Origin of the sequence: Vibrio sp. OPT41 (assembly GCF_015163595.1) — a bacterium.
GTDB lineage: Bacteria > Pseudomonadota > Gammaproteobacteria > Enterobacterales > Vibrionaceae > Vibrio > Vibrio alginolyticus.
Genome location: NZ_JADDYH010000038.1, coordinates 323,975 through 337,440 on the forward strand (window position 1 = coordinate 323,975; position 13,466 = coordinate 337,440).

Here is a 13,466-nt window from a genome sequence, read left to right on the forward strand (position 1 = left end):
TTTGGTCTCTAAATAGAAAGACAAAAAAGCCAGCAATAACGCTGGCTTTTCTCTGTATTAGTCTTGTGCGACTTTCACGCGAATTTTGCTTTTTTCTACGTTCGTCAAATTCAGTGCTTCAAGAGCAGAAATGGCTTCTGCTTCGTCCGGCATGATGACAAAACCGAAGCCTTTCGACAAACCCGTGTCTTGATCAAGCACTAGCGAACACAGTTCTACTTTGCCGTACGCTGAGAATAATTTGCGGATATCTTGCTCGGTCATGTGACGAGCCAAGTTTCTTACTAAAAGTTTCATAATGAACCTAGTTGGTTTGATAACGGTTCGATTCTCTCAGTTTCTCTCTGGCAAACCAAGTGAATAATATGACGGCGTTGACTAGATCATTCTAAGTACATCTGTTTAAATGATTTTCCGTTCATTTTTCACCCATAGGAGAGTTGGCATGGAAACGAAACGTCTCAAACTCATCCCTGCTTGTTTAGAACGAGCCGAAGAGGCGCATCAAGCTGTCGTTCGCAGCCAAAAAACTCTCGAAGTCTATCTGCCGTGGGTACCTCATGTGCTGACATTAGAAGCGATGATAGAAGGGACAGAGAAAGCCATCGCAAACTTTGAAAACTTCGAAGAAGAGCTGCGTTACTACATCATTGAAAAGGAAAGCGATCGCTTACTGGGTGCGGTCGGCTTGATGATTCGAGATCCCGACGTACCATCCTTTGAGATAGGTTATTGGTTAGATAATGCTGCCGTTGGCAATGGTTATGTTGCCGAGGCTGTGCTCGAAGTTGAGCGCTATGCGTTTGATGACTTGGGCGCCAAGAGAATCGCAATTCATGCTGATAGCACCAACCAAAAGAGCCGGGCTGTAGCCGAGCGCTGTGGTTATGAGTTCGAAGGAGAGCTCAGAAACGAACGTCTGACTACATCGGGAGAGTTGAGTAACACCGTTATTTACGCCAAAATTCGTCGCGACTAACACTCCAATCTAACCGAGCAATGCTAAGCTTTGATCTCAAGCTACCACCATTAACGTTAATTAAGTTTCAGATAAAACAAAGCCCGCTAAAATAGCGGGCTTTGTGTTCATATACGGGAAGTTACTAGTCTAGTTCAACCAGTTTTTTCTCGAACGACTGGTGTTGGTCTAACACGTCTTGCGCAGCACCGCCCGTTGCTTTACTTACCACAATGATAGCAAGCGTAGAGAAGATGATGCCCGGTACGATTTCGTACACATCAAACCAACCCCCAGTTAGCTGCTTCCAAACCACGATAGTGATACCACCAACAAGAATACCTGCTAACGCGCCGTTACGGTTCATACCGCTCCAGTAAAGGCTAAGTACAACCGCAGGACCAAATGCCGCACCAAAACCAGCCCAAGCGTAAGATACAAGACCGAGTACTGAGCTATCAGGCGTCATCGCTAGGAATAGCGCAACAAGCGAAATAACGATAACACCGATACGACCAATCATTACGATTTCTTCAGAAGACGCTTCTGGCTTGAATACTTGCTTGTAGAAATCTTCTGCAAGCGCTGAAGATGAAACAAGGAGCTGTGAGTCAGCGGTACTCATTACCGCCGCTAGGATTGCTGCTAACAACATACCCGCAACGACAGGGTGGAATACTGCGTTAACCAATAGCATGAAGATCTTCTCACCGTCCTCTAGTTGAGTACCCGGATGACCCGTAACCCAAACCAGACCAACAAGACCAACAAGCATTGCACCAACCATAGATAGTGCCGTCCAAATCACTGCGATACGACGTGCAGTCGTTAGATCTTTGTTTGAACGAGACGCTTTAAAACGCGCTAGGATGTGTGGCTGACCAAAGTAACCAAGGCCCCACGCCGCTAGAGAGATAATGGCAATCGCAGACAATGGTTCGCCTTTCGCGTCATTCCATAGCGTTGCAAGTTCTGGGTTGATGTCATGTAGATCAGAACTTAGCTGACCTAAACCACCGTCCATTACCGCTATAGGAACAATCATTAGCGCAGCCGCCATTAGCAGACCTTGCACTAAGTCAGTCCAAGATACCGCTAGGAAACCACCGAATAGTGTGTAAGAAACGACACACACCGTACCGATGATAACAGCGTAGGTATAATCTAGACCGAATACCGTCTCAAACAGTTTGCCCCCTGCGACCAAACCTGAGCTGGTGTAGAAAAGGAAAAATAGAAGAATGAAAAACGCAGAGATTGTCTGAATCAGTTTCGACTTATCGTTGAAGCGACGTGACAGGAACTCTGGCAACGTTAGCGCGTCAGTTTGGATACTGTAGGTACGGAGGCGTTTTGCACTGATGAGCCAGTTTGCCCATGTACCAAGAAGTAGACCGCCGGCTAACCAGAAGGCCTCGATACCCGCAGCGTACGCATAGCCAGGCAAGCCTAGCAGCAACCAACCACTCATGTCTGAAGCACCTGCAGATAATGCAGCAGGCCACGGACCTAGGCTACGGCCACCTAGGAAGTAGTCAGATGAATTGGAAGTCCTCTTATACGCGTAAACGCCAATAGCAACCATAATCAGTAAATACGCCACAAAAGTGGACGTGATAGCAAAGCTATTTTCTATCATTAGATAGTCCTCGTTATAATTATTTCCTTCCTTGCCTGCCCTGATATTTTACCGTCTCAGCAATACATCAGAGTATAAAAAACCAATCTGGACCGACTCTCAGTCCAGTTACTCCAGATTGGCATTACAAGTCAGGTTAGTGAGTTTCGTTCCCCAACTCGAGTAGAGTTGCGTTACCACCCACCGCGGTAATATTTATCGTTCGAGTGCGCTCAGTAATGAAGCGCAACGAGAGATGAGGATCATGAGCCAATTTCGGTGACTCTAAATCCGTTTCAGAAACTAAGCCGACGATTGCACCGTCACGCTTAGCTAGTTGAAGATTGAGCGCATGCTCAACCTGTGAACGCCCAACATAACCCACACTACGTACATCGCTCTCAAGCAACGGGGCAGACGCATCGTACGCAACAACCTGGACTAAGTTAGATGGGAAGTTTGCCAACGCTACAGCTTGCTTAACCAATTGGTTTAGCTCTGCATTGTCACTGCAAACGACCACACTGTTGCCTGCAATTAAGGCACAGGTGATCATCGCAAAAGCACTGTATAACGCATTATCAGCAGGCTCGATGTTGTTTTCACAAATCACCAAAGCCACACCGCGTCCTGCGGCATACAGTTCGTTAGTTTCCCCTGTAGGGCCAACTAACTGGTGAGTTTCTGCAAGAAGAGCTGATGCTTGTTGCAAGTGGTAAGAAACCACCTTGGCAACGGTAGACTGCTGCCCTTCTAGTGCAGATTTAAATGCCAGAACATGCTCGCATTTGTAATCAAAATCAGTCAGATTCCACTGCTCCCACGCAGAGAATGCATCTTTAAAATAGGTGATCTGATGAACCATAATGCGACTCCTTATGCGTTTTCTGCTTGAGCAAGAAGATGTTGAGTAAAGCGGAATAGGTAGTGTGGACCACCAGCTTTCGGGCCAGTACCCGACAAGCCTTGACCACCAAACGGCTGTACACCAACCACAGCGCCAACTTGGTCTCGGTTGATGTAGCAGTTACCTACTCGAGCATGCTTCTCAATCCAACGGTACGTGGTTTCGTTACGGCTATGGATACCCATCGTCAAGCCAAAACCCGTTTTGTTGATCTGCGCAACCACGTTCGGTAATTCAGACGCTTTAAAGCGAACAATGTGCAATATTGGACCAAATTGTTCTTCTTTCAGCACATCGATGCCCGAGATTTCAAACGCACTTGGTGAGACAAAGTCACCATGCTGGCACGATTCATCCAGCTGTAGCTGAGCGACTTTAGTCTGTGTTTTGCTCATTTGCTCAAGGTGAGCGAGGAGTTTTTGTTTTGCATTGCTGTCGATAACCGGACCAACATCTGTTTTGTGTAGGTAAGGTAAACCAACATGCAGTTCATTCATCGCACCCTGAATCAGGTTGATCATACGGTCTGCTACATCTTCTTGTACAAATAGAACACGAAGGGCAGAACAACGCTGACCAGCAGATGCAAACGCCGAACGAATCACATCACGCACCACCTGCTCTGGCAATGCAGTACTGTCCACAATCATTGCGTTTTGGCCACCTGTTTCCGCAATAAACGGAACCGGTTTCGCGCTGCGCTCCGAAAGCGTAACGTTAATGCGTTGCGCCGTTGCCGTTGAGCCAGTGAATGCCACACCAGCAATAGCATCATGAGAAGTCAGTGCATGACCAATCTCAGCGCCGCGACCAGTAAGTAACTGAATCACACCTGCAGGGAAGCCAGCATCAAGCATTAGTTCAATAGCGCGAGCGGCAATTAAGCTTGTTTGCTCAGCAGGTTTTGCAACCACTGTGTTACCCGCAATCAGTGCTGCCGTCACCTGACCAAGGAAGATAGCCAACGGGAAGTTCCAAGGGCTGATACACACAAACACACCAAGACCTTCACGGCTAGAAATGCGTTTCACACCATCAAAGCCTTCTAGCTCAAATGGCTGTAGGTTTTGCGCTTGTTTCGCGTAATAACGACAGAAATCCACCGCTTCACGAACTTCATCAATGCTATCGTGAATCGTTTTACCCGCTTCTTTGTGACAAATCGCCACCAGCTCAGCCAGGTTTTCTTCCATTAAGTCAGCAAGCTTTTCTAAACAAGCCGCTTTTTGCTCAACAGGAACGGTTTTCCAATCAGAGAAAGCAGTTTGCGCCGCATCAATTGCAGCGGAAACGTGATCAAGAGTTGCAAATGCCACTTTGCCGACTTCAATTCGGCGATCGTATGGTGCGGTGATGATCTCAGCCGCATTTTCCTTGATCATGCTTTCGGCAAAGCGTTCACCATTGATCATCGGGCCTGCAACCCACTGGTTGTCCATGAAGCTTTCGACCTGAGCTTCAAATGGCTTCGCTTCACTGTCGATGTCGATGTTGACGCCATATGAGTTCTTACGCTCAGGGAAAATGTCGGCAGGTAATGGGATCTTGTCGTTGTGTAGCGTGTCAAAACCCGTCAACACATCCACAGGGTGATGGGTCAACTCGTAAATTGGACAACGCGCATCAACTAGACGGTGTACAAACGAGCTGTTCGCACCATTTTCAAGCAGACGACGAACCAAGTACGGAAGAAGATCAGCATGGCTACCGACAGGTGCATAAATACGTACTGGCTGACCGTACATTTTCATAACATGGTTATACAGTGAATCACCCATACCATGCAGGCGCTGGAACTCGTATTCTTTGTGCTCCGCCATGACAGCAATTGCCGTCACCGTGTGAGCATTGTGGCTTGCAAATTGTGGGTAGATATTACCGCGAACACCTTCGCTAAGTAGGAAACGAGCACAAGCTAGGTATGCAACGTCCGTCGCTTCTTTGCGAGTGTATACTGGGTAATTTGCATAACCCGCTTGTTGAGACCACTTGATTTCGCTGTCCCAGTACGCGCCTTTAACCAAACGCAGAGGAATAACGTCACCTTGTTCTTTTGCGAGTGCATTTAGCCACACCAAGACTGGTAGCGCACGTTTTGAGTAGGCTTGAATAACCAAACCAAACTTGCCCCAACCCTTCACAAGATCGCTACGGTATACTTTCTCAAATAGCTTCAGGGAAAGCTCAAGGCGATCCGCCTCTTCTGCATCGATTGTGATTGCAACGTCGACTTCAATAGCACGTTTTAGTAGTTGCATTAGTGAGTCATACAACTCTGTCATTACACGCTCTTCATTTGCGACTTCGTAGCGCGGGTGTAATGCAGAAAGCTTGATGGAAATCGAAGGCGCTGGACTGGTGTCGTTACCGTAAGTCTCGCGACCCACCGCTTCGATCGCCATTAGGTAATCTTTGAAGTACTTGTTCGCGTCCGCTGTAGTTAACGCCGCCTCACCCAACATATCAAACGAGTAGGTGAAACCTTTGTCGCGCATTGGGCGACCGTTCTTCTGCGCTTCTTCGATCGTACGACCACGAACAAACTGGTGACCCATTATCTTCATTGCCTGATACATGGCTTTACGAATCACGGGCTCAGAGAATTTATTTACCAGACGGTTTACAGCCTGACCTGGGCTCTGGGTGCCTTGCTCACCAAGACCAACCACTTTACCTGTTAGCATAAGGCCCCATGTTGATGCGTTAACAAACACAGAGTCAGAGTTTTTCAGGTGAGATTTCCAGTCTGCGACACTCAACTTATCTTTAATCAAAGAATCTGCTGTCGCGGCATCTGGGATGCGCATTAATGCTTCTGCAAGACACATCAGCAAGATACCTTCTTGAGTATCTAAGCTGTATTCCAGCAATAAAGCATCAATCATCTGGATTGACTTCTTATCGGCACGAATGGCTTCGATAAGGTGGGTCGTTTGGGTAGTGATCGCCGATTTTTCATCCTCTGTCGGCGTCGCTAGTGGCAATAGTTGCTCTAGCCATTGAGACTCGTCCACCATATATAATGGCGAGATCAGTGACCACAACTTATCAAGCGGCTGCCCGATAAATTCCGGTGTCAACACGTTCGTAGCTGTAAACATGTGTGTTCCTCAATCTCACTCCTCGAAAACCGCTTCGAGGATTATCAATGGCTGGCAGTGTATTTTGAGGCCGATAAGAATACTTGTCAAAAACTACGACATTTTTGCCAAAAACTCGCTTTTATAACAAAACATCCACATAGTCACATTCAAATAGGTAATATTTTGTGTTGTAAATTTTAATTTTTTCATTGCATTCACAACAAAATATCAAGAATATCAATAAGATTTTTGTGAAGAGCTCGTTCTAAGAGAAAATGTAGGATCAAGTGGCATATCAACCACTGCAAAGAACAGAGAATTTAAAAAAACGAGAGATAGGTCACGTGAATAAAACATAAAAAAAACCATGCATAGTGCATGGCTTTATTCTAATTGATGATTATTTGACCTAAAAAAACGCGTTGTTATCCAACTTGTTTTTTATAACGGGAAGGTGATATTCCCTGTAAGCGAGTAAAAGTATGAGTAAAAGTACTCTGGCTTGAGAAGCCAGTAAACTCGGCAATTTGCCCTAAAGAAAGGTGACCTTGCTCGATTAATTCGCGAGCCATGTCGATTCGCTTTCCGAGAACATATTGATGAGGTGTAATCCCCATCTGCTCTTTAAACAAGCAATGGAACTGACTTTCCCCAAGAAACACTCGCCCGGCCAATTGAGCCACACTAATCTTATGACTCAGGTGCTGCTCAATGTAACGATCAATCGCCTCCAAATCAAAGCGCGACTCTTTTCGACTGGTCTCAAATGCCGAGATATGGCGCTGCATTAACGCAATCACAGTGTCGTTACACGCACGACTTAACAGCAGGTCATCCGGATGGTTTCGCATTTCCTGAACCAACATCTGTATCAGCTTCTGAATTTGACTATCTAACTGGAAGTAGACATGGTCTCTCTCCAGGTTATTGATTTTTTGAAGCATGTCAGGATCATCATTTGTCGGTTTGGGCATATTCAGCACCAAAATATCCGATTGATTGATGACGCCACCGAAAGCATGATCAGAGCATGCGGTGACCACACAACCTTGACCAGGGCCGACAAGATTACCTCGCCCGCGCACTTCAAATTCGGCTTGCCCTTTTAAACCAATCACGATCTGCGTATAAGAATGATCGTGGCAATCCATATAAGACGGAAGTGTGATCAGCTCCGCCGGCTTCGGCAGCATAATCTCTTGATATGAAAGGATTTTTTGGTTATCTGAGTCACTCATTTTAAACAGTCGTCTTTACACGGTCAGCTTACATCTTCGCATCATATACCTTCTTTGTTGGGTTGCAACTTTTACCCAACTCAATCGACAAGATCAAATCAGCATGATCAAGTTCATTTACATGATCATAGTTCCGGAACGATGATCATGCGAGGTTAATTTACGGTCAGTGAGCAACCAATTTTATTAACAAAAACGGATAGATAGGCAACACCTTACGTATATATAATCAATCAATGTAAAGATCCTTGTTACCGAACAATCTGTTATTTTGTAAAACACCGTGCTCCATATTAGATAAGTCGTCTCTGAAACGGATCGAAACCCACTCTTAAACTCAACATAGAGGGATTTCCCCCCTTACTAATATGCCTCTGATTCAATACATTAGTTATCGAGCTTTAAGATGCATACGATCTAAAGCTCTCGGTATCTCATTGATACCTCTAACTTACTTAGCAGACCCTCGCTAGGTAATTTAGAACCTCTTCTACACGTCGACAAGATTATATCTTGTGTTGCCAGCCCGTCTTCAGGCTGGCTTTTTTTTCGCTTCTCAACAATGAAAACAATGGCATAAGCTGATATCATAGCTTTTGTCTCACTGTCCCTCTCATATGCTTAGGTGCTGCTCTTTCGCTCACAAGTGATATGAAAGTCAAACACATTACAACTGAGTTGTAGGAAGCATGATCAAGGACGATACGAGTTGTAAGCCGAACATTAGGCGGACATCCGTGAGCGCACATATCTGTAATGAAACAGACCATTTTCCCAATTAAACTCTTCGTTCCATTTCGTCGTTGTCTATGACTACCTGACGAAAACATCGAACACCATGAATTTAATTGGATTGAGCGCCAATCAACGAACGTGTTCTAGCAACGTAACTGCCTACTTGGCAACATCAATACGAGCCATGTAACACGGACGTCTCTGTATTGGTAAAAGCAGTATGTAGTGAGTCCTTTTGTGAATATTTCAGTCGATACCATAGAACAATCCCTCCTTAAACAGCTACCAGGTTGTTGGGGATGCAAAGATAAAGATTCGGTATTCCTATACGTAAACCAGGAATACGCAGAACTGTTAGGGCACACATCGCCCGAGGAGTGCTTGGGTAAAACTGATTTTGATATGGCCAGCCCAACCACTGAATGCGCGCAAGAATTTCAACGCCAAGATAAACACGTTCTCGAAACTGGCGAGTCACTAAAAATTCTGGATATCCACCCTTATCCAGATGGCCGCTGGCGAGCACATATATTTACTAAAACACCGTGGCGAGATGACAAAGGCGACATCGTAGGCACCATTTTCTACGGAAGGGAACTCACCGACACCGCCGTGATTGAAGTCGGGTATTGGGTTTGTCGTGCAATCAGTACCAACCCAAATCAACAATCCATCTTTCGTTTTTCTGACTTACAACCAAAACCAGAGAAGCTCACATGCCGCGAGCAAGAAACGCTTTTCCTCTTGCTCTATGGCAAAAAGCCTCAATTTATCTCTCAGGTCATGGGCATATCAACAAAAACCGTTGAAGGTCACGTCGCACGCTTACGTAATAAGTTTGCAGCGAACAGCAAGAACGAACTAATAGATAAAGCAATGGAAGCAGGCTACGGCTCTGTTGTACCCAAAACGCTGCTTAAGCATCAATTATCGGTTGTGTTGAATGGAGAGCGATAATTCGCATCGCTTCCACCTACAAAAACACCGCCCCAATTCGGCGGTGTTTGTTTATTCATGAGGGACCATAAGCCTATGGCGCTAAACGATCAATGTCCCAACTTCCATCATGCTGGGAGAAAAGAAAACGATCGTGAAGGCGATGTTCGCCACCTTGCCAAAATTCGATGCTCTTTGGTTTTACGCGAAAGCCACCCCAAAAGGTTGGTACTGGTATTTCACCCTTAGCAAACTTCTGTTTTAGCTCTAAAAACTTACCTTCCAACACACCTCTGGCAGAAATACGGCTACTTTGTTTGCTCGCGATTGCGGCCAACTGGCTCTCTTTAGGACGAGAAGTAAAGTATTTCATATTCTCTACGGCGGTAAGCTTTTCAGCCACACCAGTAATATGAACTTGGCGCTCTAACGGGTGCCAAGGGAAGTGCAAACTAATATTGCTGTTATGCTCTAGCTGCTGGGCCTTGCGACTGCCTAGGTTGGTGTAAAACACAAAACCATCTTTGTCGACGTTTTTCAATAGAACAATGCGTTGAAACGGCATGCCATTTTCATCAACCGTTGCAACTGTCATCGCAGTCGGGTCCGTTAAACCCGCTTCAACTGCTTGCTCTAGCCACAGATTAAATTGATCAATAGGATCAGCTTTCAAATCTTTACGACGCAGCCCACCTTTGGTGTACTCACGACGAATATCAGCAAGTTCCATCTTTACTCCTTCACTCGTTTTTGTCGATTGTGCTCCCGATACTGAGGAAATACAAGGACATCATTGTGCTTGTTATCGTTGCCGCTCACAGCATCACTGTGCGTCATTTGATACCATGACACAAAAAACCAGTGAGCCGATCGTGAACTTACTCAACCCCAAAGCCCTACGTCATTTTTTACTGCTACTGTGTGCCGTCGGCATTTCAGGGCTTGCGCTTACTCATCATTACGCAACTCAATACCAACATGATCAATGGCAACAAAAGCTAGAGAGACAAGCCGCGCAAGTGTCACAAGAAGTGGACTACGAACTGGCAAAGTTTGAACAGATACCAAACCTATTAAGTCACGACCCAAGACTACTCAAAGCAGTAGAGCGCGGAACGCCCTCTCAAGAGCTCAACCTACTGTTATCAGATTGGTTGAAGCAAAGTTTGGCCGATACGATTTACGTTCATGACCGCACCGGGTTAGTCATAGCCTCAAGTAACTTTCAGCAAGAAGATACGTTTGTTGGCTCTAGCTTTAGCTATCGCCCCTATTTTAAAAATGCGCGACGCGGTGAGCCCGCTCAATATGTTGGATTAGGCGTGCGCTCGAATAAACGTGGGTACTTCTTCTCATCTCCGCTGTGGGTAAATGAGGAAGTCGTTGGCGTGATCACAGTAAAAGTGAACTTGGAGCAATTAGAACAGCGCCTTTCGCAAACCACGACTGACGTACTCATTACAGATAAACACAATGTCGTGTTTATGAGCAATTTACCAGACTGGCGCTATCGTGCACTTTTCCCACTGTCATCGAGTGCAATAAATGAACTTACCGAAACGCGTCAATATGGCGATACCTTACCCGAATATTTTGGTGAGTTAACGGCACACAGTGGTGTCACGGAGTTTGATGACAATCAATTGCTTCTATCACCGAATTACCTCGCATACGCAACACACTTATTGGATAAAGGGTTTCGCGTCGTTGCCTTAATTAACCACAACAGCGTTCTTGCCGCCGTTTTACAGGCCGATATCGTCTTCCTGATCTTATATGCGCTCATTGCTCTAATTGCGTTAGCGTGGTTCCAAACCCTAGTTAACAAAGCACGCCTTGCCCATCTCAATGTGAGCCTAGAAGAAAAAGTAGTGCAACGGACACTAGTTCTGAGTGAAGCCAACCAAAAACTACAACAGACCATCCGCCAATATGAGCAAAGCCAACAAGAGCTTAAACAAACACAACAAGAACTGACGCAAGCCGCGAAATTGGCATTGTTGGGCGAGCTATCAGCCAGTATTAATCATGAGATAAATCAGCCACTTTCCGCACTAAGAACCTATACCGAAAACTCGCAGCGTTTGTTGGCAATGGAAAAATACCCAATGGTCGCTGACAATTTGGGCAAAATGCTGACACTTAATGACACCATTTCGGAAGTCATTGCCCGCTTAAAAGTCTTTACTCGGAAAGCCACGCACGATTCACACAATGAAATCTCAGTACTGCACGACGCGGTACATACTGCCACCAGCATTTTGAGCAACAAGCTTATTAAGCAAGGAGTAACACTAAAAGTTCCGGCCATCGACTATGATGTGAAGCTGGCCATTCACAGCGTTGAATTAGAACAAGTGCTGATAAACCTCTTCCACAACGCCGCACAAGCGATGGAAAACCACTGTATCGATCCGCAAATATCCATTGCTGTTCAGTGTCATGATGACAGTTGCGACATTCTTGTTTCCGATAACGGACCAGGGATGTCAGACGAAGCCCTAGCAAAAGTGTTCGACCCATTTTTTACGACTAAGCCGGAGGGTCTTGGATTAGGTTTAACAATCTCCAAGCGGATTATAGAGAGCTATCACGGTTCCCTCTGTGCCTATAAACATCAGAACACAGAACAACAAGCAGGAGGGATGACCTTTATCGTGACGCTACCAATAGTCAATCAGAATAAACGTACCCCAGAAGTGGAAAACGACCATGAATAACCCAGTTTTCTTTGTTGATGACGAACCACACATTCGTGATGCCGTGTCTCAAGCCCTGCTGATTGAAGGGATAGACGTCACCTGCTTACCCAACGCAGTAGAAGCCTTACGCGTAATCGACTCAAATACACCTGCGATTATCATCACCGATATCCATATGCCCGTGATGGATGGCTTGGAGTTTATGCGAACTTTGCGAAGCAAAAACGATCACTTTCAATTCATCGTACTTACTGGACATGGAGATGTGAAAACCGCGGTAGATGCGATGAAAAGCGGCGCGTACGACTTTCTAGAAAAACCGTTTTCAACGGAACAGCTCATGAAATCGCTCAACAATGCCAGCGATAAACTGAACTTGTTGCAAGAAAACATCTGGCTTAAGAAAGAGCTCGACATGCAAACTCATGTTGGTCCGAAAATGATTGGTCACAGTAAGGCCATGGTGAGCATTCGTCGCGCCTTGATCAGTGCGCCCACAAGCCAGCCGCTCATTTTTGTAGGTCAAGATGGTACGGGTCGGCGACTCGCTGCACAATTTGCCCACGACATACATGCAACACCGGATAGTGAGCTAATCGCCGCTTCTGGTGAAGACCTCTATGAGCTTTCATTAGAAGCGCTCGACAAAGCCATACACCGCTTAAGTGAAGGAAAACGCCACTGCAGTTTGTACTTACATAGCGCAGAGCATGTGTCGTTTGAACAATGGGAATACTTGTTCAAGCACCCAAAACTTGAACGTGTTTTTGGCGCGACCACCCAAGCCGAGCCACCTCTAAAACCCCTGGCGACTCTAATTCACTTACCAACGCTCGATGAAAGAAAGGAAGATATAGGGCCTTTATACAAGCACTTTGTGCGCCACACAGCGAGTCGATATCAGTTACAGCCGCCACATATCAGCCTAGAAGAGGTCAAACACCTCTCCAGTCTCGAATGGCCAGAAAACGTTAAGCAGCTACGCCAATTTGCTGAACTTCGTGCCCTCAAGCCAGATACTTTTAGAATGGAAGATTGGAACAGTGAGAAAAGTCTTGAAATTCAGAGTATGACTCAGCGCACAGAATACTTTGAATATTGCTTGTTATTCGATGCATTGCAAAGACATCGCGGCAGACTCAAAGAGGTTCAACTAGAATTACAGGTATCACGCAAAACCTTGTACGACAAACTAAAAAAACATCAGTTGGATAAAGCCAAGTTCAAGGCGTAATAGCTATACTCCGGCGCTAATTATGCTTTTGTTTGATTTAGAAAGTGTAAGAAAG

The 13,466-nt window shown here is 45.7% G+C and carries 10 protein-coding genes; 4 read left to right on the forward strand and 6 right to left on the reverse strand.

Annotated elements, in window-relative coordinates; genetic code table 11:
- Nucleotides 1-57 precede the first annotated feature (57 nt).
- The gene (locus IQP38_RS17545; RefSeq protein WP_005374587.1) at nt 58-297 is read right to left on the reverse strand and encodes an RNA recognition motif domain-containing protein; all 240 of its coding nucleotides are present in this window, start codon (nt 295-297) and stop codon (nt 58-60) included.
- A gap of 148 nt (nt 298-445) precedes the next feature.
- On the opposite strand from IQP38_RS17545, the gene IQP38_RS17550 reads away from it, so the two are divergent.
- A complete protein-coding gene (locus IQP38_RS17550; protein WP_017820066.1) occupies nt 446-979 on the forward strand; it encodes a GNAT family N-acetyltransferase in 534 nt (177 codons plus the stop codon).
- A gap of 124 nt (nt 980-1,103) precedes the next feature.
- On the opposite strand, the gene putP is transcribed toward IQP38_RS17550, so the two are convergent.
- From putP to IQP38_RS17570, 4 genes are all read right to left on the reverse strand, one after another.
- Nucleotides 1,104-2,597, reverse strand: coding sequence for a sodium/proline symporter PutP (gene putP / locus IQP38_RS17555; protein WP_005374582.1), 1,494 nt, complete (start codon nt 2,595-2,597; stop codon nt 1,104-1,106).
- A gap of 136 nt (nt 2,598-2,733) precedes the next feature.
- Entirely contained in the window at nt 2,734-3,441 is a 708-nt protein-coding gene (locus IQP38_RS17560; RefSeq protein WP_005383557.1) for a 1-pyrroline-5-carboxylate dehydrogenase, read from the reverse strand.
- Nucleotides 3,442-3,452: 11 nt separating this feature from the next.
- Nucleotides 3,453-6,584 carry a bifunctional proline dehydrogenase/L-glutamate gamma-semialdehyde dehydrogenase PutA gene (gene putA, locus IQP38_RS17565; protein WP_193837811.1) on the reverse strand — a complete coding sequence of 1,044 codons (3,132 nt, stop codon included), beginning with the start codon at nt 6,582-6,584 and terminating at the stop codon, nt 3,453-3,455.
- A 407-nt stretch (nt 6,585-6,991) separates the two neighbouring features.
- The gene (locus IQP38_RS17570; protein ID WP_005374573.1) at nt 6,992-7,804 is read right to left on the reverse strand and encodes an AraC family transcriptional regulator; all 813 of its coding nucleotides are present in this window, start codon (nt 7,802-7,804) and stop codon (nt 6,992-6,994) included.
- A gap of 972 nt (nt 7,805-8,776) precedes the next feature.
- Here IQP38_RS17570 and IQP38_RS17575 point away from each other — a divergent pair.
- Nucleotides 8,777-9,496, forward strand: a complete 720-nt coding sequence (locus IQP38_RS17575) for a PAS domain-containing protein (RefSeq protein WP_017820063.1) — start codon at nt 8,777-8,779, stop codon at nt 9,494-9,496.
- Between the two features lie 73 nt (nt 9,497-9,569).
- Here the strand turns inward: IQP38_RS17575 and pdxH are convergent, their stop codons facing one another.
- The gene (pdxH, locus tag IQP38_RS17580) at nt 9,570-10,205 is read right to left on the reverse strand and encodes a pyridoxamine 5'-phosphate oxidase (protein ID WP_005374570.1); all 636 of its coding nucleotides are present in this window, start codon (nt 10,203-10,205) and stop codon (nt 9,570-9,572) included.
- Between the two features lie 115 nt (nt 10,206-10,320).
- On the opposite strand from pdxH, the gene IQP38_RS17585 reads away from it, so the two are divergent.
- Nucleotides 10,321-12,195 carry a sensor histidine kinase gene (locus IQP38_RS17585; protein WP_017634535.1) on the forward strand — a complete coding sequence of 625 codons (1,875 nt, stop codon included), beginning with the start codon at nt 10,321-10,323 and terminating at the stop codon, nt 12,193-12,195.
- Complete coding sequence (locus IQP38_RS17590; protein ID WP_193837812.1) at nt 12,188-13,411, forward strand: sigma-54-dependent transcriptional regulator; 1,224 nt, start codon at nt 12,188-12,190, stop codon at nt 13,409-13,411. Before IQP38_RS17585 ends, IQP38_RS17590 begins: the two co-directional genes overlap by 8 nt.
- Nucleotides 13,412-13,466 lie beyond the last annotated feature (55 nt).

What these genes read in the sequence shown, in the direction of transcription:
- IQP38_RS17560 (WP_005383557.1), bottom strand. Translation starts at nt 3,441, where the DNA reads ATGGTTCATCAGATCACCTATTTTAAAGATGCATTCTCTGCGTGGGAG.
- putA (WP_193837811.1), bottom strand. Translation starts at nt 6,584, where the DNA reads ATGTTTACAGCTACGAACGTGTTGACACCGGAATTTATCGGGCAGCCG.
- IQP38_RS17590 (WP_193837812.1), top strand. Translation starts at nt 12,188, where the DNA reads ATGAATAACCCAGTTTTCTTTGTTGATGACGAACCACACATTCGTGAT.
- IQP38_RS17585 (WP_017634535.1), top strand. Translation starts at nt 10,321, where the DNA reads ATGACACAAAAAACCAGTGAGCCGATCGTGAACTTACTCAACCCCAAA.
- IQP38_RS17550 (WP_017820066.1), top strand. Translation starts at nt 446, where the DNA reads ATGGAAACGAAACGTCTCAAACTCATCCCTGCTTGTTTAGAACGAGCC.
- IQP38_RS17545 (WP_005374587.1), bottom strand. Translation starts at nt 297, where the DNA reads ATGAAACTTTTAGTAAGAAACTTGGCTCGTCACATGACCGAGCAAGAT.
- IQP38_RS17570 (WP_005374573.1), bottom strand. Translation starts at nt 7,804, where the DNA reads ATGAGTGACTCAGATAACCAAAAAATCCTTTCATATCAAGAGATTATG.
- putP (WP_005374582.1), bottom strand. Translation starts at nt 2,597, where the DNA reads ATGATAGAAAATAGCTTTGCTATCACGTCCACTTTTGTGGCGTATTTA.
- pdxH (WP_005374570.1), bottom strand. Translation starts at nt 10,205, where the DNA reads ATGGAACTTGCTGATATTCGTCGTGAGTACACCAAAGGTGGGCTGCGT.